Origin of the sequence: Mesorhizobium sp. NBSH29, from assembly GCF_015500055.1 — a bacterium.
Classification (GTDB): domain Bacteria; phylum Pseudomonadota; class Alphaproteobacteria; order Rhizobiales; family Rhizobiaceae; genus Neomesorhizobium.
The window spans coordinates 52,653-73,487 of the sequence record NZ_CP045493.1; the positions used below are offsets into that span (position 1 = coordinate 52,653).

Below are 20,835 nucleotides of genomic sequence, written 5' to 3' on the forward strand. Positions count from 1 at the left end.
GCTGAATTTCGAAAGGGGAAGCGGTCGGCGGCCTATTCCGCGAGTGGGGCCGAACCATTGGATGCCGACGCGACGCGTCTTACGCTCTCCGGCGTCAGCCAGTTCTGCTCTACGAGGTCTCGGAGCTTGTAGGCACGATCCAGCGCCTGCCTGCTCGCCGCGTGCCAGTCGGCGGAGAGGGCGTGTTCCGCGGACCGGGTGTGATCGGCCATCTGAAGGCAGAATTCGGCCCGCTCGTTGAGGAACCGCACCGCGGCGCGCATGACTTTTTCCATTTCCTCGAACTGCGCCCCCGCCATGATCTCGGCGGTATAACTATGCCCGATGTGACAGCCGAATTTGATGATTGAACCGACCTCGAATTTTTTCAGCGCGCCGCCACATTCGGGGCAGGTGACCGTCAAAGGCCGCTCGAATGTTCTGGCGTCGGTCAACTCGGGACTTTGCCCGGAATCCGGTTGAGAAGAGGATATCGGCATGGCTGGATCCTTTCCGTCCTTTCCGTTGACCAGTTCTATCAGCAATTTGGGCATTTCCGCGAGCGGCGGGCAGTAATCGAGCGCGACGTGCGCGGCCGCGCTTCTCGGCATGTCCGGATAAGCGGCGTCGTCGGGAGCCTGGGCAATCGCGATGCCGCCGCGCCGCTTGATTTCAAGCAGGCCGAGCGTGCCGTCGTTCAGATTGCCAGTCAGGATCACGCCCAGCGCGTCGGTGCCATAGTGCTCCGCCGCGCTGCGGAACAGCGGGTCGATGGCCGGCCGCGCGCAGTTTTCCTTGGGACCACGCAACAGGCGCAGCCGCCCGTCGGCGACGATCATATGGCGATCCGGCGGAGCCACATAGATGCGGCCAGGATGGATCGTTTCGCCATCTTCGGCATGTTTTGCGGGAAGCGGGCCGGCGGAATTCAAAAGTTCCGGCAATTCGCTTCGATGGGCGCCGATATGCAGCACCACCAAAACAGGGGCGGGAAACGTATTCGGCAGCGCAGCGGCGAGAAAGCGCAACGCACCTACTCCGCCTGCGGATGCGCCGATGACGATGATTGAGGAAGATGCCATGAGAGCCTTCGGGGCTGGCCGGATCGGAATTAAAGGTCAACGCATTCGACCTGGAAAAGTTCGAGAGGACAGCGCACGGCCGCATAGAGCAAGAGCGCTATGAGAATTAGCCCAAGACTGCCACCCCCCGCTACCCAGGCAACGATCATCTTCGATTTCGTCTTTCTTTCGACCAAACGCGGCTCCATCCGATGGCGCACGGCGACAGTAGTGACGGTGCCGTCGCGGGAGTGGTTGGAATTGAAGTTGGCGTAGTCTCCGGGGTGTTCGACCTCGCATCATCCGGCGTTGAAGCGCCGGACAGGAGACCACGCCATGAAGAACGATATCATGAAGTCCGGTTCAGCAAAGTCGGGAGCTGAAAACGCCCCCTATCTTTTTGACGACTGGTTCGACCCGATCGAAGCAGGCCTGCGCGAGCGGGTGCGCGGCTTCATCGAGACGTTGCGAGAGACAGAGTTGGACGAGGTGCTTGCCGGCCCCGTTATGGCCGACGGCCGACCAAAGCCGAACAGGGCGATGACAGCGCCAGCATTGCAGGTCACCGCCACGGCAGCCGGACGCGCCGGCTGACGGGGTCACTCGGCATGACCGAGATTGCGGTGCCGCGGGCGCGCCTTGAGGCTGGCGATGGCAAGACGGTGGAATGGAAGAGCAAGGTCCTGCGCGCCTATCAACGCGCACGATAACTGTCGGCAAATCTAAGCATTTTGGTTGCGGCTCATGCCGAAGTGATGGTTCGCTTCACGAGCTTTTGGCCCACTAGGCCAATCTCATGACCTCCCACCCAACCCCCATTTGGGGGCCGCTGGCACGCTGGCCGCGGCTTTATCGTCAAATGAGCAGCTTCTATTCCTCACAGATAAGCTAACGGGACAAACCGCTAATTTTGCGCGCCGACGCAGCAGTTCACCACCACGACCTCGATGGGACGGCTGACCCTCAATGTCCTCCTGTCGTTTGCCCAGTTCGAACGCGAGGTCACGACAGAGCGCATTCGCGACAAGATTGCTGCATCGAAGCGCAAACGTATCTGGATGGGCGGCACCGTATCGCTCGGCTACCAGTGTTCCCCGGCTATGCGAACAGCCTGCCTAACAAGCGCGTTAATGTGGTATTCACAGGTTGGCCACATGGTCGAGTGTATCGTCGGCAGGGCCATCGCCTTTTCACGATATGAAAACACAGGGACAGTGAGCCGTCGAGGATAAGATTGTGACACCGATACTCGAATCGAAGGGCTTCGCGGCCGCCGTCATAGACGCGCTCGCATCGCATCTCTGCGTCGTAGATCGGGAAGGTGTCATTATCGCCGTCAACCACGCCTGGCTGAATTTCAAACGGGAAAATGCAACCGCGCCTGTGCAATCCGATATCGGCACCCACTACCTGAGGATTTGCCGAAGCGCCACTGGTCCTGGTTCCGAGGAGGGCGAACCTTTTGCGATCGGGGTCCGGGCTGTCCTCACTGGGAAGACCGCGCTTTTTCAGATGGAATATCCCTGTCATTCCCCGACGCAGAACCGATGGTTTTTGGGCCGGGTGACGCCGCTCAAGGCAGAGCAAGGGGGCGCCGTAATTTCCCACCTGAATATCACCGACCGAAAGCTCGTGGAGCTAGAACTGGCCCGCCTGGCGGCGACCGATCCGCTGACAGGGTTGCCAAATCGACGGTTCTTTCAGCAGACAGCAAACCTTGAACTGGAGCGGGTGCGTCGCTTTAGCGGTTCGACTTCCGTTATCATGCTGGATGTGGACCACTTCAAGTCAGTAAACGATACTTACGGTCATGCCTTGGGCGACGAAGCCCTTCGGTGTATGACCCGAATATGCAACGGGTTACTACGTCAGATGGACGTATTCGCACGCCACGGCGGGGAAGAATTCGTCATCCTGCTACCGGGAACGGAAGATGCGGGAGCATGCAGCGTTGCCGAAAAACTGCGCAGCGCGATCGCCCATATGCCCATAAGTGATGGGCAGAACCACATCAAATTGACAGCCAGCTTCGGGGTGACTCAGCTCCGACCGGCCGACCAGAATATCGAGGCGGCGCTCGCCCGCGCTGACACTGCTCTCTATGCAGCGAAGCACTCTGGAAGGAACTGCGTCAAGAGTTTTGCGGTGCTGGAACGCGAGGGGGGCAAGCTGAGCGCCTGATGATCCCGAGCCCATTCCCCATGCGGATCACAGGAAGATGGCGCACGGCGACAGTAGTGACATAAACTGGAACAGAAGGTTGACCCCGGGGGTTTTAGAGTCCTCTCTGATTGGGGTCGTTGAGGTCAAGGTGCTCCTGCACTTTTTCCTGGACCGTTCCGCAGGTCACTCGCTTCTCTTCGCGGTCGGCGCCTTGGGCGCCGCATGATGGGGTCAGGAGAGAGAGGCGTCTCAATCTGTTTCACGACCCTTGCCGTGGTTTTGGTTGGCAGGCTCGGGACTCTCAACGAGATCGCCTCGCCCGTCGTCCCCACGAAACGATCCGGGCATCGCCCTTTCGGGCAAAAACTCGGTTCTTGTTCCTTGCTCCTTTGCCCGTTAGCCCGGTTCACGCCGCCGCAGCGGCAGGCTCCTTTCCAAAGCGGAATTCGGTGGCGTCGACCCACATGCGGTGCAGGATGACCGCCAGCTTGCGAGCCACCGCCACGCGCGCCCGCGCCATGCCGCGGCGTCGGGCGATGTTCATGCCCCAGGCGCGCAAGCTCGACCATTTCTTCGAGCGCACGAGCAGCGAATGCGCGGCCTCATAGGGAGCGGTGCCGGCGAGTTCGTCGCCGCAGCGGCTGACCTTGCCCTGGATGTCGGTCTCGCCGGACTGGTAGCGCGCCGGCGTCAGCCCCAGATGTGCGCCCACCGCCCGCGACGAGCCGAACCGCTCCGGCCGGTCGATCGCGGCGCGGAACGTAAGCGCCGTGATCGGCCCGACGCCGCCGGTCCGAAGAGCAAAAGGGCTGCCATGTCCTGCCGCGGCGCTGGGTCGTTGAGCGGACCTTCGGCTGGATGATGCGCTGGCGCCGCCTGGTGCGCGACTACGAGCAACGCATCGACGTCTCGACCGCAATGATCCACATCGCAATGGGCGGTGTGCCCATTCGACGAAACGCTCATCCATGACTTTCCAAACAGATGGGGTGACTGGGGTTTCTGCCGAGCCCGGATAAGGGCGGCTGCAACTGTCGTGATGTGAGAACGTGGTCGATGTCGATTCGCCACAAGCATCGGGAAGGAGCAGCCATGAAGTACTTTGCCGGACTGGACGTGTTTTTGGAAGAGACCGCGATCTGCATCGTCGACGAGAGCGGGCGGATCGTCAAGGAAACGCGCGCTGCGAGCGAGCCGGATACGCTGAGCGAAGCATTGCGCAAAGTCGGGCTGCCGCTGGGACGAGTCGGCCTGGAAGCCTGCTCGCTGACGGCTTGGCTGCACGACGAGTTGCGCGCCGAAGCTAGCCGGCTATCTGCATCGAGACGCGTTAGGCTTGCGGCCGACGATCTTCTTGTTGGCGTCATAACCCCTTGTTTCGGCTTGCAGAGCCTTGTCCGTCTGGCTGTCGATCACCGCCGCCGTCGGGCTGGCTTCGCGGCCCTGCTGCTCCCGGTCGAGCATCAGTTCGACATCATGGATGGTCTGGAACAGGAAGCGGCGCGTCAGTTCGCGGAACCAGCCATAAACCGTCCGCCAATGGCCAAAGTGGATCGGCAGCATCCGCCAGCCGCAGCCCGAACGCACCATATAGCGCACCGCGTTGATGACCTCGCGGAAATCGACCTCGCGCGGCCGGCCAAGCGTTCCTGGCTCCGGCATCAGCGGCGCGATCCGCGACCATTCCTCGTCCGTCAAATCCGGCGGATACCGCTTGGTCTTCCGGGCGATCTTGGCCATCCGGCCTCGGGTCTCATCTGTCCACATCCAAAGTGTGAATCACATTCAACCCTCAAACGAAACCCCTCCGACCCAGTTTCCAAACAGTCTCATAGGCGAGCGACGGATAAAGCGGACGACCAATCGATCCGATTTACCGCCACAGAAAGTGCGCGTATGTTACTTTAGGTGCGGTGTCAACCAACTGTTGACCAATTGCGCTGGGGAGTAATCATGACGGAGCGTTCAGCTGTTATCCAGACACAAAGCGGCAGCGCCGACGTCGGTTGGTCAACGCTTGACGGAGTTGTGGTCAATATTACCCAGACAGGTCCCCCGCCTCTTATTTCCGCGCAGATGCATTTTTCTGTGGATCAAGCGTGCCAGCTAACTTCAGTGCTACTGGCAGCGTGCCGAACCGCTGGATCGGAATTGAAAAAGCTTGAACCCGATTCCTCGGATGAACTTCTGGCCTTGGCAGAACGGCTCCGTTCCGATCAGAAAAATTTGACTCCTACTGACCTGCGCGTAGCCGCCGGCTATCTCGAACTGCTCCTTAAATTTGGCGCGGGCAATGCACTTGGGGCTCGCGAGGGATAAGTCCACTTCTTTATGATGTCTGGGATCGCGGAGGCGGGCTGAGGCCTGCCGAACAGATACCCCTGGCCGTGGTCGCATCCGAGGGCCGCGACAATACCCTCGATTTCCACATCTTCGATGCCTTCGGCAACCACGCTCAGCCCAAGTTCGTGAGCAAGATGGGTAATCGAGCGCACTACACTGCGAGCACGACGGCTGCTATTCAGTTGTTTGACAAACGACATGTCAATCTTGATCTCGTCCAGCGGAAATTGAGAAAGGTGCGACAATGACGCATAACCGGTACCAAAATCATCCAGTGATATTTTGAACCCGGCATCTCGCAAGCGAGTTAGAATGGTTTCAAAATCATTGTTGCTGTCCCCGAGAACAACGTCTTCTGTTATTTCGAGTTTCAGTTGTTCAGCGTTGACCGAGTTCGCCAAAGTCTCACGGCACAGAAAATCCACAAAATTGGGATTTCGAAGTTGGCCTGTGGTCAGGTTGACGCTTATACGGATTTCCGGCCAGTCCGAAAGATGCTGGATGACTTGAAGAAGCACAACCTGTGAGAGCGCCTCCCCCATGCCCCAGTCTTTCAGGAGCGGAAGGAAGTGCGCCGGGGTGAGCAGACCGAGGTCCGGGTGCTGCCATCGGATCAGGGCTTCGAACCCCAACAAGGACTTGTCTTTCAGGCTCACGATTGGCTGAAAGTAGGTCTCGAACTCGTTGCGAACGATGCCCGAGCGACCCTGGTTGAACAACTTCTTGCGCTGCTGCGCTGCGTCGCGCAGATTGTCCGTGTAGAATACGTATCGGTTTCGGCCGCCATTTTTTGCCCGGTATAGAGCCAGGTCAGCGGCCTTGAGCAGTGATGCGGGCGCAACCGCGTCGGTGGGATAGAAGGCGATTCCAACCGACGCGGCGGAATGCACCTGTTCGCCGTCAATCGGGTAAGGCTGGTCAAGAAGGCCAAGAAGTTCCTCCGCAAGCGGAACGACGCTCCAAGGCTGTTCGACCGCAAGGAGCAAAGCGAATTCGTCGCCTCCCATTCGAGCAGCGATGGTCGAGGGATTCCGCGAGGTCAAACTCGATAAGCGTTCCGCCACCTGCTTGATCACGAGATCGCCAATATCGTGACCAGAGGTGTCGTTGATTTCCTTGAAGTTGTCCAAGTCCAGTAGCAACAGCGCTACCGTGCATCCCGTCTTGTGTTCCGCGAATGCCTTGCTGATATGATCAATCATGGATCGGCGGTTTCTCAGGCCGGTAAGCTCGTCAGTCTCGGCGAACCCCTTCAGCTGCATTTCGAGCAGCTTTTTTTCTGTTATTTCCTGATGTGAGACGACGGCTCCCAGAGATTGTTTGCCCTGACTATTATCGGAGCCGAATCGAAGCGGCGTTGCCCGGGTCAAGAACCAGCGTTGTTCGGTATGCGAATGACAAGGATACTCGGCCTCGAACCGTTGACGCTTTCCATCCAGCACCTGCCGAATTGCTGTTGCAATTCGATGAGCCGCTTCAGAATCGTCGCCACCCGCCTTCCTGCAAATCTCCAGGTAGTTTACGCCGATGTACGAACCGATGCCGCCGTTGCGGGACGAGAATTGTTTCCAAGCGGCGTTTTCGGCCCGAACGATTCCGTCATGATCGATGACACAAATGCTCGCCGTCAGCGCGTCAACTACGGACAGCGCCACTTGGTCCTCGGATAGCCAGTTCATCCTTTTGCCACCTCCCCATATGGGTTGAGCGGCATCGAAGCGCACTGAAGCTTAAGATAGCTTGAAGATCGAATTCTTCGCGCCAGTTCGGCCGTCGCTTCGGCACCAGCAAACGCACATGCCGCTCACGTTTGAAGAAAATCATAAAACCACCGGAACTATTCCTCCGCGACAACGCTCTAGTAATATCTGAATTTGTACTCTTCCGATCCAGCATAATTGTGACCAGAATTCAAACGACTCACAAATAATTGAGCAAATTGAATAACTTACGGAACTTTGCGCGGAGGCTTTCGTTGCTACTCCCATGCGGAAATGATTTCGCATCAAATCCCAAAATGGAGAGTTCGATGCAACACAATCAGACAGAGTCTCGTGCTGGACCTTTGTCCGCACAGAAATCCAGGAGGACCGTCCTCCAATGGACCGGCGGAGTCGTCGCCACGCTTGCCATATTCGGCGGCAGCCTTCCGAACTTCGGCATCACGCCGGCGTTGGCGGCTGATCTAGGCGAAGGCGATATCGGCATATTGAACTATGCCTACGCCTTGGAGCAGCTTGAAGCAGCTTTCTACACCAAGGTGATCGAAAGCCCCTACGGGGAGATGAGCGGTGACGAGAAGGCAATCCTCACTGACATCCGCGATCATGAAGTCGCGCATCGTGATTTCCTGAAAGGCGCGCTCGCCGACAAGGCAATCCCTGATCTCGAAGTGGACTTTTCCAAGGTCGATTTTGCCAGCCGTGAAAGCGTCCTGACTACAGCCAAGACGTTCGAAGACCTCGGCGTTGCCGCCTATAATGGCGCGGGGAAATTGCTCGAGAAGGGCGACTACCTTGTCGCCGCAGGTCGTATAGTATCGGTCGAAGCGCGACATGCGGCTACGATCCGCGATCTGCTACAACCTGGCAGCGTTGCATTCGCGGGCCCTGACGTGGTCGACAAGAACGGCCTCGACGGAGCGTTGGAGCCTGCGAAGGTTCTCGCCGCCGCTGATCCGTTCATCAAAACCGAAGTCACGGCAAAGAGCCTCTAGGAGGAATGATCATGAACACCAACACCAACACGATCCTTGGCGCGCTCGACCCCGATTTGGCGAGCCGTCTGGTTACAAGCCGTCGCGGCCTCTTCTCCCATGCGGCGTTGTCGCTTGGCGCACTTGCCTCGGCTCCGCTGGTCCTTGCCGCAGCATCGAAGCAGGCTTTTGCGGCAGGGTTGCCGCAACAGATCGTCGATACGTTGAACTTCGCACTGACGCTCGAACATATCGAGGATGCATTCTACCGTTCCGCTCTGGAGAAGGATTTCATCCCCGCCGAACACAAGGCAGTGTTCCAGCAGATCGGCCTGCATGAAGCGGCACACGTGGCCTTCCTGTCCGGCGCTCTCGGAGCGGCGGCTGTCAAGCGTCCAGAAGCCGACTTCACGGCGGGCGGAAAGTATGCCGATGTGTTCTCGAATTTCGAAACTTTCTTGACCCTATCGCAGACCTTCGAAGACCTCGGTGTGGCCGCCTACAAGGGTCAGGCCGGAAATCTGATGGAGAATGACGACATCCTTACGGCCGCGCTCCAGATCCATTCGGTCGAAGCACGTCATGCCGCTCAGGTCCGCCGGATAGGGGGCAAGAAGGCTTGGGATGGTGCATTCGATGAGCCGATGACCAAGGAAGCTGTGCTTGCTGCGGCAATGCCGTTTTTGAAGGCTTAACAAGCGCGCCTACGCCTACATGCCTCGCCGCCAACTGCGGCGGGGCATTCATGTTCTCACGTCTTCCAGCCTCATGACGTTTTGCCAATGTCGTCTCTTCGGCGGAAATCACACTTATGGCGAACCACAGTTACGCTGTGAACGAATGTTCGCTATAGGGAGCTAACCCTGCTACGATGGATTAGAGCCATTGCGCCCACATTGATGCTTTGGACAACGGCTTCTGCCGAGTGAAGGCTTGCGCCGCAGGTTTTCGGCCCCAGAGGCCCCTTCATGTCCCCTGTGTATGGCTGCCCATAACGCCGCCCCTCGCCGTCTCGGGGTGGGCGACCTAATCCGCAGAAACTGTGTCCTTGTGATTCGTGCCACCACTAGCAGGCTGTTGAGGAAGTCAGTTGCGCGCGCAGACGAAGCCTGAATCGTCGCCGTTATGGATGTAGAAGTGCCCGACGAGGCGGCCGGCGATACCGATGGTGGCCCATCCGCGACCGCAGGCGGGGTCATTGTCGTCTTTTCCTTCCCAGGAAAACTCCGCGCAGGCCGATCCGTCGCGCGCGCCGTAGCGGACGTCGAGGAAGCCCTTGAGCGCGCCGAAGGCGATCTCGCCGTCCGCCGCACCCTTGAACTGAGATGCGCTTCCTCGACGAGGTCCAGGAAGTCATCGTCCCAGTTGTCTGATTGGGTGTCAGTCGCTGGTTTGGGAAGTTGCCGGTGTGGTCAATAACCTTAGCTGAGCACAAGCGGGCGACACGGTTGAGCGTGCCTGCTGCCAGCTGGGCTCGCAAATCGCCAAACGTCGAGATTCCCGCAACAAACGTTCCATGACCGTGATCATCAGCAGTTCCCAGAGTGTCAGGGACTGCGATCGAACCAACAATAAGGTCTTCAATCAACGGATGGTCATTTACGCCGCTGTCGATGATGCCGATCAGCGGCGCGTTCTCGGGAAGTTCTGCGAGATCCGGCAGGTCAGCAATCGTCAGGTCGATCATTTGCGCACACTGGTCGTATCGAGTGTAGGAAGGAAGTCGATTTCGGCAATTTCATCGATGGTCAGCAGCGTTTGTGCCACCGCGCCGTCGCATCGGACGCGGATCAGTGTGGTGCTCGGGCCGATGTATCGGTCGAGCTCCTCGCCGTTTCGCGCCTCGACATAGGCTGCGATGTCGTCGACTTTGCGGGTGCGGGCCTAACGCCGGCCGAGGTCCCAGATTTCTATGTCGAGAACATAGTCGGTGCCCGGCCGAAAATTGTCGACCTCCGTGAGTCCCTCCTCGCGTGCGCGCATCCCGATGCGATCGCGGGGTTCAATCGCATCGATCGATTCAATTGCCGCTATGAAAGCCGCGTAGGCAGGGTTTTTCTGGCCGGAAGGAGTGCCCCGGCCATAAGCCTCAAGCCTCTCTCGAAAGGCACGGATCTCATCAGTTGAAGAGAAAAGCACAAGGGTTCGGTCTTCGTCGCTCGAGAGCAGGGTGAGACCAACCCGGTTCCACTCTTCCTCTTGAAGAGCACCGGTCATTTGTACTTTCAGGATCAGGTGTCAACGGCGGAGCAATTCCAGGCCACCGCGGCGGAGTAAAAGCAGGCCACGATCGTGTCCCAGGACGTGGTGTAGCTTGGTAGCGCGGTGGTCATCGGCGCTTTCCGGTAGGGTCTGGTTGCGACACCAACTCCTGCTGGGAAGGAACACCGATGACCGACGACATGATGAACCTGCGCGCGCTTGTGGAGAAGACACCCGACGCCGATCTCCTGCGCGATATGATCGGCTTTGCCGCCGAGAAGCTGATGGAGATGGAGGTCGGAGCCGCGACCGGCGCCGCCTGGGGCGAGAAGAGCCCGCTGGCGGTATCTGCGCGACGAGCGGGACGTCCCGGAAACCGTCATCTGGGCAGCCATCCGGCAGGATCGGATTCGCGAGGGACCGCGTGGCAGCATCTGGGCCGCTCATGTCGATGACGACGGCGTCGTCACCGGCTGGGAAGAACGCGGATCGGAATGGCGGGGCTTTGCCAGCGGCGGCGCAAAGGTCTTGTTTCGACTCGGATCGATCGGCGCCACCCGGCTCTGCGTCACTGAGGCGGCGATCGACGCGATGAGCCTCGCCGCGATCGAAAGCCTTCGGTCCGACAGCCTCTATCTCAGCACCGGTGGTGGATGGGCGCCGGCCACTGAAGCGGCAATTCGGGCGCTTGCGGCCCGTCCCAATGTGCAGCTCGTCGCCGCAACCGACAACAATGCGCAAGGCGAGGTCTATGCCGGCCGTATCGAGGCGATCGCCGTTGCCGCGAGCTGCGGCTACGAGCGGCTGGCGTCTGCACACGAGGATTGGAACGAAGAACTGCGTGCGTCCAGGAGGACCGAGTGGGACGGGTGAGAGGAGAAGGAAACCGGGCTGCCGCATGCCCGCCGTCCGCGTCAAGGGTGAAGCTTCGCCCGGCTAGCGCCGGCCCTTGACCCGGCCGGACGGAGAGGCGGCCGCGGGGAGGGGTCAGGAAGGGCTGAAGTGACGGCGAAATCGGAAGGATGAGCCGCGCTTCAGCCCCGGCAAGGCTGAAGGAGCCGCTCCCATGCTTCACCTCTCCTCAATCCGCAAGATCTTCCAGGGCGTCGCCTACCGGCGCCAGATGTTTCGCATGTTCGATCGCCATGCGCAGCGCCCCAACCCCTGGGAAAACGACGCCAGCGCGCTTTACGCCGGCGAATGGTTCGAGATCGGTGCGGTCGACCACGACTATATGTTGGAGATCCTGCCGCCCCTCTGGATGCGCGGCAATATGTTCGCGATGCGCGAATTCCTGACCGACAGCGTTACCTGTGTTTTCTTCGCGCTGACGATCGACGGCCAACTCCGCCACTTCCACAGCTATTGCGACCTTTTCGACAAGGGATCACCCGAGCGGATGCGCAATGCGATCGTCGATCGGGAATCGCGGCCGCTGAAGGCGATGACACGGACCGAGCGCCTCGATCACATCTGGAGCGTGACCCATGATGATTATCGCGGCTATGCCGGTGAACGCTGGCCGGAGCATGCACGTGGAGAGCGCACCATTTCCGTCTACGGCGGAAGCCGGGGCACGACGTTGAAGCTGCTCGACGATCTCACCGACGAAGAGATCTCCGCCAAGCTCCCGGTGCATCTGCGCACCCTCCCCGACGCGATCGCGGCGTGAGGAGACGGCCATGTTCACGTTTTCCATTCTCGGCGTTCGCAAGGTCATCGAACGCGGAAAGGCGGATGCCGCCGCCAATGGCGGATTCCGCAACCCGTGCTACGGCCTCAAGCCCGGCAAGGGCGAGAACCCCGGCCTCTGGCTGGTCGGAGACCAAGGTGTCTACATCATGTCGAACGGAAAACTTGGCCACGGTGACCGCCCGCTCGTGGTCTATTCGGACGAGTGCCACCCGGTCGGCAATCCCGACTGGTTTCACTACAAGCACCGCCATTTCGGCGGTGATGACGGGATCGAATTCATCGACGCCGAACTGATCTGGTGTCAGGTCGTAGTGGGTCGCAAGGTGACGCTTCAACGACTTAAACTGGTTGCCATCTCCAGGCAGATCAGGAAATCCGGTGTCACGGATTTGCGGACCGCAACTGCCGGAACGGGCTTTTCTTCCGGTTGCTCTGCTGTGGCGCCAGCCGCGAGCCCCGGCACTGGCGGCGTGGGCCTCGGCAATGAGACGGGGAAGCTCGGCTGTCGGACCGGATTTTCGCTGACATAGGCGGCCGCGATATTGGTGGTCAGCCCGATCGAATCGGTTTTCGTCTCCGCAATCTCTTCGGTCATGGTCGTGTTCAGGCGGGTTTCTCGTAACGGCGCCACTGTCATGGCGACATCGTGGGTACCGGAAGAACAGGCTTTCGCAAAGACCTTGATGCTGTCGGCTTACGATCAGCCACAAGGTGTTGAGGCTTGAACCCGCGAGGCTTTGTGCTGGTGACGTGGCTCCGCCGCAAGGCCCATTTCCCCGCTCTTATCGGCTTATTTCCCTAGTTCCAGCCCGGACCTATCCGATCAACCCGCTGCGGGGTCGGACTACGCAAAGCGTGCCGTCGCTCACGGCTTCGCCATCGCGATGATCGCGGCCCCGGCTGGACCCGACGGGCGCCTGTCGAGCGGGGAATGGTCCTCGCGATAACGGGAGCCACACGATGATGCACGAACTCAGCCTCGCTCAGAACCACGCCTGGAACCTCGCGCGCACCCTGATGACGCCGGTCATCCTCTTCAAGGTCGATGAAAACGAGTACGGCGTTCTTCCTGCCGACGACCTCGACGGTGACGAGGTCGAGGCAATTTTCGAATACTGCCCATACGCAGGAGGCCGGCCGGTTCACTGAACCGGCACTGCCGAGCGGCGTGCCGCAGCCAAGCGGCAGGCCGCAAGGGAGGCTGCGCCGCAGTCGGTCGCGATGTGCAACTCGACTGCAATATCTGTCACTGGCCGCCCGCGCCCTTGCCGCCTTTGCTCTTTGCGGCTGTCGCGGAGTGTTCCGCAAAATGTGCGGAGGAGTTACTCTTGAGGAAAGGCCCGGCCAGAACGAGGCCGGGAGAGAAGAATGGAAAAAGCGGATATTGAAGAGCTGCGAAGCCAGGTTGGCTGCGCGGCGGTATTGGAGACCGGCGGCTTTGCGATCGATCTCAAGGAGAGCACGCCCAAGGCAGTCAAATACCGCCATGGCGACGACATCATCATCGTCATCCACGATGGCAAGGGCTGGTTTGACCCGCTGTCGGATGCCAAGGGTGATGTCTATTCGCTGGTCCAGCATCTGGACGGCTGCGATTTCCTGGAAGCCTTCGTGCAGGTGGCGTCGCTTGCCGGCTTCGAGCCAAGCCAGCCGCAATGGCAACGACAATCTCGCGCGCGCGAACCCGATCAATCGATCCCGGACCGTTGGGCAGCGAGGCGCAAGCCATGGCGCGGTTCGGCCACCTGGCGCTATTTGCACGACGAGCGGCACATTCCCGAACAGGTCATCCGTAGCGCTATCGCACAGAACGTCTTGAGGGAGGGACCGCGGGGCAGCATGTGGGCCGCCCATAGCGATACCGCCGGTATCGTCACTGGCTGGGAGGAGCGTGGTCCGGAATGGCGGGGTTTTGCCTCCGGCGGCAGCAAAGTGCTGTTTCGGCTTGGTATTGCTAGCGCCCTGCGCATTTGCGTGACCGAAGCAGCGATCGACGCCATGAGCCTTGCCGCGATCGAGAACATTCGGCGGGATACGCTCTACGTCAGCACTGGCGGCGGCTGGTCGCCGGCGACCGATGCGGCCATTCGGCTACTGGCACCAGGGCAGGACGCGCGGCTGGTGGCCGCCACCGATGCCAACCCTCAGGGTGAAGTATTCGTGTCGCGGCTGCGTGAGCTTGCTGGCGAGCTTTCCAGTGACTTCGAGCGGCTCAAGCCGGCCGCCGACGATTGGAACGCCATGCTACGCGCTGCGGCTCAGACAATGTGAAAGCAGGAAAGGAGACGGAGAAGGAAACCCGGCTGCCGCATGCCCGCCGGCCGCGTCAAGGGTGAAGCTTCGCCCGGCTGCGCCGGCCCTTGACCCGCCCGGACGGAGAGGCGGCCGCGGGGAGGGGTCAGGAAGGGCTGAAAATGATGGGCATCCACAAGGATGGTTCGCGCTTCGGCCCGACGAGGCCAAAGGAGCCCGCCGATGACCCTCTCTCCCATCCGCAAGATCTATCAAGGTGTCTCAGATCGTCGCCAGATGTTCCGCGTGTTCGATCGCCATGCCCAGCGTCCCAACCGTTTCGAGGGTGACGCCGGTTCTCTTTATGCAGGGGAATGGTTTGAAGTGGGCCGTATCGAGCATGACTACATGCTCGATATCCTGCCGCCGCTCTGGATGCGGGGTGAGATGTTCGCACTGCGCGAATTCCTCACGGACTCGATCACCAGCGTCTTCTACACGCTGCGTATCGACGGCCGGCCCCGCTCCTTCCACGGCTATTGCGATCTGAATGTCGCTCGTTCGCCGGTCGAGCTGCGCGACGCCATCGTCGAACGCGAATCCTGGCCGGTGAAGGCGATGACGCATGGTGAGCGTCTTGAGCACATCTGGAGCGCCACGCATGACGAGTATCGTGGCTATGCCGGGGAACGCTGGCTGCCGGAACATCGCAGCAAGCGCACCGTGCTCTACTACGGTGGACGTCAGGGCACCACGCTCAAGCTGCTCGAAGATCTTACCGAAGACGAAATCGCGGCGAAGCTGCCGGTGCATCTGCGTAATCTCCCCGAACGTATTGCGGCATGAGGTGGGGCGATGTTCACCTTTCCGGTCGACCAGGTCCGCGCGGTCATCGCGCGCGGACAATCCGATGCCGCTGCCAATGGCGGCTTCCGCAATCCCTACTATGGAATCAGACCCGGCGAAGGCGAGAAGCCAGGCCTGTGGCTGGTTGGCGACGAAGGGGTTTATCTCTTGTCGAATGGCAAGCTTTCCGAGGGCCAGAAGGCCCTCGTTTGCTATGCCGATGAGTGCAACCCTTCGACCGATCCCGACTACTGGCACTACAAGCGCCAGCATTTCGGGGGCGATGACGGCATCAAGTTCCTGGATGCCACCGAGGTGCTGCGTCTGCTCGACGCCATGCCTGATGTTACGCATCTCCGTGTCGAGATGACCGACACGAGTATCTCGCTGACCCCTGTCTGGCTGCCGGGCCAGCCCTAACCGACGTCAACCTCCGCGCGCGACCCGCCGCCGATCCCGATCGGCGGTGCGGTCTCGTGCGCCTTCAATCAGGAGAATTTCTCATGTCGCATGACGATCCTTTTACCCTCGACCTCTTCGGGTCCACCGGCCTTTCCTCGGGGCTCGGCCTTGGCGTCACGGCCTTTGCCGGCGATTTCTCCGCGAACGATGATGATAATGATGATCCGACACCATCCTCGCCGGCGCCTGCCGCGCAACCGCAGCCGTTGGGCGCCCGAGCCAGCTCGCCGTCACGCGTTGCGGGGGCCAGGAATTTTCATCTCGCGGGTACGCGCGGGCTGGCCAAGGGCTGGAAACAGCGGGCTCACGACAATCTCGAAGCCATTCGTCTGGCGTCCGAGATCGAGCAGGACGAGCGCCCGGCTACGATTGAGGAGCAGGAGCGGCTGATCAGGTTTACTGGCTTCGGCGCGTCGGATCTCGCCAATAGCGTGTTCCGCCGGCCTGGTGAGGTTGATTTCCGCGACGGCTGGAGCGACATCGGGGCCGATTTACAGGATGCAGTTTCCGGCCAGGAATACGCGTCTCTGGCGCGCTGCACGCAATATGCGCATTTCACGCCGGAGTTCATCGTCCGGGCCATCTGGGCCGGGTTGCATCGCCTCGGTTGGCGCGGCGGTCGGGTGCTCGAACCCGGCATCGGTACGGGTCTGTTCCCGGCGCTGATGCCGGAAGCCCTTCGTGATCTGTCGCACGTCACCGGCGTCGAACTCGATCCTGTCACCGCTCGTATCGCGGGACTGTTGCAGCCGCGTGCGCGCATCGTCACCGGCGATTTAGGCCGCACGGAGCTTCCAGCAAGCTTCGACCTCGCCATCGGCAATCCGCCTTTCTCTGATCGCAGCGTTCGTTCCGACCGGGCCTACCGATCGCTCGGCTTGCGCCTGCACGACTACTTCATCGCCCGTTCGGTCGATCTTTTGAAGCCCGGTGGTCTCGCCGCCTTCGTTACCAGCTCCGGCACGATGGACAAGGCCGATTGCACCGCGCGCGAGCATATCGCAAAGTCGGCCGACCTGATTGCCGCGATCCGTTTGCCCGAGGGCAGCTTCCGGGCTGACGCCGGCACGGACGTCGTGGTCGATCTGTTGTTCTTCCGCAAGCGTAAGATCGGAGAGCCCGAGGGCGACCAGTCCTGGCTCGACACCGAGGAGGTCAGGCCGGCGACGGCGGGCGAGGGCGCCATTCGCGTCAACCGATGGTTCGCGCGGCATCCGGATTTCGTGCTGGGCACCCACGCCCTGACCTCTGGACCTTTCGGCGAGACCTATGCCTGCCTCCCGCGTGAGGCTGAGGATCTCGAAGGCGCGCTGGCCGCCGCCATCTCCCTTCTTCCGGAAGCTCTTTATGAAGGCGAACCGACGCCGCTCGATTTTGACCACGAGGATGATGCCGGTCAGCAGGGCGCAGATGGTCCCTCCACCGAGTGGCACGTCCGCGAGGGGAGCTTCTTCATCGCGAAGAACACCGCTCTCATGCAGATGGTCGACGGGGTCCCTGTCACCATCACGGTGCGCAAAGGCAGGAGCAGTGACGGCGTGCCGGAAAAGCACGCACGCATCATCGGAAAGCTGATCCCGATCCGTGATGCCGTCCGCGAAGTCCTGAGGGCCCAGGAACTCGATCAGCCGTGGAAGCCGGCGCAAGTGAAGCTGCGCATCGCCTGGTCGAGTTTCGTGCGGGACTTCGGGCCGGTCAACTTCACCACCGTGTCGGTGAATGAGGACACCGAGACCGGCGAGGTGCGCGAAATCCATCGCCGCCCCAATCTCCAGCCCTTTCTCGATGATCCCGATTGCTGGCTGGTCGCCTCGATCGAGGACTATGACCTCGAGACCAATACGGCGAAGCCCGGACCGATCTTCACTGCGCGCGTGATCGCGCCGCCATCGGCGCCGATCATCGCAAGTGCTGCGGATGCGCTTGCCGTCGTGCTGAACGAACGTGGCCATGTGGACATCGATCACATCGCCGAATTGCTGCACACCGACAGCGATGCTGTTCTGGCCGAACTCGGAGACGCCATCTTCAACGATCCCGAAACCGGCGCATGGCAGACGGCCGACGCCTATCTGTCCGGTCAGGTCCGCGACAAGCTCAAGGCCGCCGAAGCCGCCGCGTCGCTCGATCCCGTCTTCGAGCGCAAGCGTAATGTGCGGGCGTTGATTGAGGTCCAACCTGCCGATCTGCGGCCGTCCGATATCACCGCCCGTCTCGGTGCGCCGTGGATTCCGGCCGCCGATGTTGTCGCCTTCGTGCACGAGACGATGGGGGTGGAGATCAAAATCCACCATATGCCGGAGCTTGCCTCATGGACTGTCGAGGCGCGGCAGTTGGGCTGGATGGCGGCAGGCACATCGGAATGGGGCACCGATCGTCGCCATGCCGGCGAGTTATTGGCCGATGCTCTCGACAGCCGCGTGCCGCAGATATTCGACACGGTGAAAGAGGGCGATAGCGAAAAGCGTGTGCTCAATGTCGTCGATACCGAGGCGGCCAAGGAGAAGCTGCAAAAGATCAAGACCGCATTCCAGAACTGGATCTGGTCTGATCCCGATCGGACGGACCGGTTGGCGCGGATCTATAATGATCGCTTCAACGACATCGCCCCCCGAAAATTCAACGGGGACCATCTGCAACTTCCAGGCGCCTCGGGCGCCTTTTCTCTTTACGGGCACCAGAAGCGTGGCATCTGGCGCATCATCTCGGCGGGCTCGACCTATCTCGCCCATGCCGTGGGGGCTGGCAAGACCATGACAATGGCAGCTGCCGTCATGGAACAGCGCCGCCTTGGCCTAATCGCCAAGGCGATGCTGGTTGTGCCCGGTCATTGCCTGGCGCAAATGGCCCGTGAGTTCCTGGCGCTCTATCCGACCGCCCGTATCCTCGTGGCCGACGAGACCAACTTCACCAAAGATAAGCGCCATCGGTTTCTGTCGCGCGCGGCAACCGCCACCTGGGACGCCATCATCATCACCCATTCCGCGTTCCGCTTCATCGCGGTGCCATCGGCCTTCGAGCAGCAGATGATCCACGACGAGCTGGAGCTCTATGAGAGCCTGCTGGCCAAGGTCGAGAGCGATGATCGTGTTTCGCGCAAGCGTCTCGAGCGGTTGAAGGAAGGCCTGCAGGAGCGGCTGGAGGCGCTTTCGACCCGCAAGGACGATCTCCTCACCATCTCCGAGATCGGCGTCGATCAGATCATCGTCGACGAAGCGCAGGAATTCAGAAAACTCTCCTTTGCCACCAATATGTCGACGTTGAAGGGCGTCGATCCAAACGGCTCGCAGAGGGCCTGGGATCTCTATGTAAAATCCCGGTTCGTCGAGACGAAGAACCCGGGCAGGCGCTTGTGCTCGCCTCGGGCACGCCAATTACCAATACGCTCGGCGAGATGTTCTCGGTGCAGCGCTATCTCGGCTACGAGGCGCTGCTCCAGCGTGGCCTGCATGAGTTCGACGCCTGGGCCTCGATCTTTGGCGATGTCACGACGGAACTGGAACTTCAGCCCTCCGGCAAATACAAGCCGGTGACGCGCTTTGCCACCTTCGTCAACGTGCCCGAGCTGATTGCCATGTTCCGCTCCTTCGCGGATGTGGTGATGCCCGAGGATCTGCGCGAATACGTGAAAATTCCGGCGCTATCGACGGGCACAAGGCAAATTTTCACCTCCAAGCCATCGCCCGCCTTCAAACGCTACCAGATCCTGCTCGATGCCCGCATCAAGGCGATCGAGGAACGCGATGGTCCGCCGGAACCTGGTGATGACATCCTGTTGTCCGTCATCACAGACGGCAGGCACGCTGCCATCGACCTGCGTCTGGTCGATTCCGACAATGACAATGAGCCCGACAACAAGCTCAACGACCTCATCTCGAATGCCTTCCGCATCTGGCGGGAGACGGCGGACGCCACCTATGTACGAACCGACGGAAAGCCGTTCGAGCTTCCGGGTGCCGCTCAGATGATCTTCTCGGATCTAGGCACCATCAACGCCGAGAAGACGAGGGGATTTTCCGCCTACCGCTGGATCCGTGACGAGCTTGTCCGCATGGGCGTTCCAGCGTCGGAAATCGCCTTCATGCAGGATTTCAAGAAGTCGGACGCCAAGCAGCGTCTGTTTGGTGATGTGCGCGCCGGCAAGGTCCGTTTCCTGATCGGCAGCTCGGAGACCATGGGCACCGGCGTCAATGCCCAGCTGCGTCTGAAGGCGCTCCACCACCTCGATGTGCCGTGGCTGCCCTCCCAGATCGAGCAGCGGGAAGGCCGCATCATGCGACAGGGCAATCAGCATGAGGTCATCGACATCTTCGCCTATGCCACTGAAGGCTCGATGGACGCGCAGATGTGGCAGAACAACGAGCGCAAGGCCCGGTTCATTACGGCGGCCCTTTCGGGCGATACCTCAATCCGCCGCCTGGAGGATATGGGAGAAGGGCAGGCGAGCCAGTTCGCCATGGCCAAGGCCATTGCCTCGGGCGATCCGCGCCTGATGCAAAAGGCGGGGCTCGAAGCCGATGTCGCCCGTCTCGAGCGATTGCGCTCCGCGCATATGGATGACCAGCACGCCATTCGTCGCCAGATCCGTGATGCCGAGCGCGATATCGAATACGCGACGCGCCGCATTGGCGAGATCGAGCAAGATATCGACAAGTTGGTTTCGACAACCGGCGCTACCTTCCGTCTGGTCGTCGGTGACGAGGCCATCAACGAGCGCAAGCTCGCCGGCCGCGCGTTGATGAAGGAAATCCTGACCCTCATCCAGCCCCAGCAGGAGGGCGACGCCGTGATCGCCTCGCTCGGCGGGTTCAACCTCGAATATTGTGGCGAGCGGTTCGGCAAGGACGGATACCGCTATATCACCATGCTGATGCGCACCGGTGCCGACTACGAGATCGAGTTGCCGGTGACGACGACCCCGCTCGGCGCAGTCGCCCGCCTCGAGCATGCGTTGTCCGGCTTTGACGATGAGCAGGAGCGGTATCGCAGGCGGCTCGCCGATGCCGAACGTCGCCTCGCATCCTATCGCTCGCGGCAGGGTGGGGAATTCTCCTTCTCGGAAGAATTGGCCGACAAGTGCCGGCAGCTTGCCGAAATCGATGAAGCTCTGGCGATGGAAATCGATGACATCCGGGATTCTATCGCCGCCTGATGCCA

Annotated in this window: 12 protein-coding genes and 13 pseudogenes; 17 read left to right on the plus strand and 8 right to left on the minus strand. The window is 60.6% G+C overall.

Translation table 11 applies throughout. The features are described 5' to 3' along the window. Nucleotides 1-32: 32 nt before the first annotated feature. Nucleotides 33-1,061 (minus strand): chemotaxis protein CheB, encoded by a 1,029-nt coding sequence (locus GA830_RS18230; protein WP_258045713.1) that lies wholly within the window; start codon nucleotides 1,059-1,061, stop codon nucleotides 33-35. Nucleotides 1,062-1,391: 330 nt separating this feature from the next. Between GA830_RS18230 and GA830_RS18235 the strand changes: the two are divergent. The 3 genes and pseudogenes from GA830_RS18235 to GA830_RS18245 all read left to right on the plus strand — a co-directional run. Then, a pseudogene (locus GA830_RS18235) lies at nucleotides 1,392-1,741 on the plus strand (IS256 family transposase); the annotation flags it as partial. A 207-nt stretch (nucleotides 1,742-1,948) separates the two neighbouring features. Beyond that, nucleotides 1,949-2,128 (plus strand): annotated as a pseudogene (locus tag GA830_RS18240) (recombinase family protein); the annotation flags it as partial. Nucleotides 2,129-2,276: 148 nt separating this feature from the next. Then, nucleotides 2,277-3,221 (plus strand): sensor domain-containing diguanylate cyclase, encoded by a 945-nt coding sequence (locus GA830_RS18245; protein ID WP_195165091.1) that lies wholly within the window; start codon nucleotides 2,277-2,279, stop codon nucleotides 3,219-3,221. Between the two features lie 388 nt (nucleotides 3,222-3,609). Here the strand turns inward: GA830_RS18245 and GA830_RS18250 are convergent. Beyond that, nucleotides 3,610-3,990, minus strand: a pseudogene (locus GA830_RS18250) (transposase); the annotation flags it as partial. Between the two features lie 17 nt (nucleotides 3,991-4,007). On the opposite strand from GA830_RS18250, the pseudogene GA830_RS18255 reads away from it, so the two are divergent. After that, nucleotides 4,008-4,175: pseudogene (locus GA830_RS18255) on the plus strand (transposase); the annotation flags it as partial. Nucleotides 4,176-4,295: 120 nt separating this feature from the next. Further along, nucleotides 4,296-4,534: pseudogene (locus GA830_RS18260) on the plus strand (IS110 family transposase); the annotation flags it as partial. A 4-nt stretch (nucleotides 4,535-4,538) separates the two neighbouring features. On the opposite strand, the pseudogene GA830_RS18265 reads toward GA830_RS18260, so the two are convergent. Further along, nucleotides 4,539-4,970 (minus strand): annotated as a pseudogene (locus tag GA830_RS18265) (transposase); the annotation flags it as partial. Between the two features lie 186 nt (nucleotides 4,971-5,156). On the opposite strand from GA830_RS18265, the gene GA830_RS19875 reads away from it, so the two are divergent. Beyond that, complete coding sequence (locus GA830_RS19875; RefSeq protein WP_210330867.1) at nucleotides 5,157-5,522, plus strand: hypothetical protein; 366 nt, start codon at nucleotides 5,157-5,159, stop codon at nucleotides 5,520-5,522. On the opposite strand, the gene GA830_RS18270 is transcribed toward GA830_RS19875, so the two are convergent. Continuing rightward, nucleotides 5,462-7,225 (minus strand): putative bifunctional diguanylate cyclase/phosphodiesterase, encoded by a 1,764-nt coding sequence (locus GA830_RS18270; RefSeq protein WP_195165092.1) that lies wholly within the window; start codon nucleotides 7,223-7,225, stop codon nucleotides 5,462-5,464. The genes GA830_RS19875 and GA830_RS18270 overlap by 61 nt on opposite strands. A gap of 350 nt (nucleotides 7,226-7,575) precedes the next feature. On the opposite strand from GA830_RS18270, the gene GA830_RS18275 reads away from it, so the two are divergent. After that, nucleotides 7,576-8,262 carry a ferritin-like domain-containing protein gene (locus tag GA830_RS18275; protein WP_258045714.1) on the plus strand — a complete coding sequence of 229 codons (687 nt, stop codon included), beginning with the start codon at nucleotides 7,576-7,578 and terminating at the stop codon, nucleotides 8,260-8,262. An 11-nt stretch (nucleotides 8,263-8,273) separates the two neighbouring features. Further along, on the plus strand, nucleotides 8,274-8,936 hold the full coding sequence (locus tag GA830_RS18280) for a ferritin-like domain-containing protein (protein ID WP_195165094.1): 663 nt from the start codon (nucleotides 8,274-8,276) through the stop codon (nucleotides 8,934-8,936). A 391-nt stretch (nucleotides 8,937-9,327) separates the two neighbouring features. Here the strand turns inward: GA830_RS18280 and GA830_RS18285 are convergent. From GA830_RS18285 to GA830_RS18295, 3 genes and pseudogenes are all read right to left on the minus strand, one after another. Then, nucleotides 9,328-9,617: pseudogene (locus GA830_RS18285) on the minus strand (hypothetical protein); the annotation flags it as partial. Then, a pseudogene (locus GA830_RS20465) lies at nucleotides 9,608-9,928 on the minus strand (S8 family serine peptidase); the annotation flags it as partial. The pseudogenes GA830_RS18285 and GA830_RS20465, both read right to left, overlap by 10 nt. Nucleotides 9,929-10,125: 197 nt before the next feature. Then, nucleotides 10,126-10,458 carry a hypothetical protein gene (locus tag GA830_RS18295; protein WP_195165096.1) on the minus strand — a complete coding sequence of 111 codons (333 nt, stop codon included), beginning with the start codon at nucleotides 10,456-10,458 and terminating at the stop codon, nucleotides 10,126-10,128. 173 nt (nucleotides 10,459-10,631) lie between these two features. Between GA830_RS18295 and GA830_RS18300 the strand changes: the two are divergent. From GA830_RS18300 to GA830_RS18315, 4 genes and pseudogenes are all read left to right on the plus strand, one after another. Continuing rightward, nucleotides 10,632-10,778: pseudogene (locus GA830_RS18300) on the plus strand (IS256 family transposase); the annotation flags it as partial. Beyond that, nucleotides 10,735-11,316 (plus strand): annotated as a pseudogene (locus GA830_RS18305) (DUF3991 and toprim domain-containing protein); the annotation flags it as partial. The pseudogenes GA830_RS18300 and GA830_RS18305, both read left to right, overlap by 44 nt. 193 nt (nucleotides 11,317-11,509) lie before the next feature. Then, on the plus strand, nucleotides 11,510-12,115 hold the full coding sequence (locus GA830_RS18310; protein WP_195165097.1) for a DUF1419 domain-containing protein: 606 nt from the start codon (nucleotides 11,510-11,512) through the stop codon (nucleotides 12,113-12,115). Nucleotides 12,116-12,125: 10 nt separating this feature from the next. Next, nucleotides 12,126-12,434, plus strand: a pseudogene (locus GA830_RS18315) (DUF3085 domain-containing protein); the annotation flags it as partial. A 35-nt stretch (nucleotides 12,435-12,469) separates the two neighbouring features. Here the strand turns inward: GA830_RS18315 and GA830_RS20470 are convergent. Next, a complete protein-coding gene (locus GA830_RS20470) occupies nucleotides 12,470-12,775 on the minus strand; it encodes a MucR family transcriptional regulator (protein ID WP_374939339.1) in 306 nt (101 codons plus the stop codon). A 323-nt stretch (nucleotides 12,776-13,098) separates the two neighbouring features. On the opposite strand from GA830_RS20470, the gene GA830_RS18320 reads away from it, so the two are divergent. The 5 genes and pseudogenes from GA830_RS18320 to GA830_RS18340 all read left to right on the plus strand — a co-directional run bounded on the left by GA830_RS18320 (nucleotide 13,099) and on the right by GA830_RS18340 (nucleotide 20,830). Beyond that, nucleotides 13,099-13,287, plus strand: coding sequence for a hypothetical protein (locus tag GA830_RS18320; RefSeq protein ID WP_195165099.1), 189 nt, complete (start codon nucleotides 13,099-13,101; stop codon nucleotides 13,285-13,287). A gap of 219 nt (nucleotides 13,288-13,506) precedes the next feature. Then, nucleotides 13,507-14,474: pseudogene (locus GA830_RS18325) on the plus strand (DUF3991 and toprim domain-containing protein). 139 nt (nucleotides 14,475-14,613) lie between these two features. After that, nucleotides 14,614-15,216 carry a DUF1419 domain-containing protein gene (locus GA830_RS18330; protein ID WP_195165101.1) on the plus strand — a complete coding sequence of 201 codons (603 nt, stop codon included), beginning with the start codon at nucleotides 14,614-14,616 and terminating at the stop codon, nucleotides 15,214-15,216. 9 nt (nucleotides 15,217-15,225) lie between these two features. Next, nucleotides 15,226-15,636, plus strand: coding sequence for a DUF3085 domain-containing protein (locus GA830_RS18335; RefSeq protein WP_195165102.1), 411 nt, complete (start codon nucleotides 15,226-15,228; stop codon nucleotides 15,634-15,636). An 83-nt stretch (nucleotides 15,637-15,719) separates the two neighbouring features. Further along, nucleotides 15,720-20,830: pseudogene (locus GA830_RS18340) on the plus strand (DEAD/DEAH box helicase family protein). Nucleotides 20,831-20,835 lie beyond the last annotated feature (5 nt).

Excerpts from the sequence above, each read along its gene's own strand:
- GA830_RS18310 (WP_195165097.1), top strand. The coding sequence starts at position 11,510 with ATGCTTCACCTCTCCTCAATCCGCAAGATCTTCCAGGGCGTCGCCTAC.
- GA830_RS20470 (WP_374939339.1), bottom strand. The coding sequence starts at position 12,775 with ATGACAGTGGCGCCGTTACGAGAAACCCGCCTGAACACGACCATGACC.
- GA830_RS18270 (WP_195165092.1), bottom strand. The coding sequence starts at position 7,225 with ATGAACTGGCTATCCGAGGACCAAGTGGCGCTGTCCGTAGTTGACGCG.
- GA830_RS18275 (WP_258045714.1), top strand. The coding sequence starts at position 7,576 with ATGCAACACAATCAGACAGAGTCTCGTGCTGGACCTTTGTCCGCACAG.
- GA830_RS18330 (WP_195165101.1), top strand. The coding sequence starts at position 14,614 with ATGACCCTCTCTCCCATCCGCAAGATCTATCAAGGTGTCTCAGATCGT.
- GA830_RS18280 (WP_195165094.1), top strand. The coding sequence starts at position 8,274 with ATGAACACCAACACCAACACGATCCTTGGCGCGCTCGACCCCGATTTG.
- GA830_RS18335 (WP_195165102.1), top strand. The coding sequence starts at position 15,226 with ATGTTCACCTTTCCGGTCGACCAGGTCCGCGCGGTCATCGCGCGCGGA.
- GA830_RS18320 (WP_195165099.1), top strand. The coding sequence starts at position 13,099 with ATGATGCACGAACTCAGCCTCGCTCAGAACCACGCCTGGAACCTCGCG.
- GA830_RS19875 (WP_210330867.1), top strand. The coding sequence starts at position 5,157 with ATGACGGAGCGTTCAGCTGTTATCCAGACACAAAGCGGCAGCGCCGAC.
- GA830_RS18295 (WP_195165096.1), bottom strand. The coding sequence starts at position 10,458 with ATGACCGGTGCTCTTCAAGAGGAAGAGTGGAACCGGGTTGGTCTCACC.
- GA830_RS18230 (WP_258045713.1), bottom strand. The coding sequence starts at position 1,061 with ATGGCATCTTCCTCAATCATCGTCATCGGCGCATCCGCAGGCGGAGTA.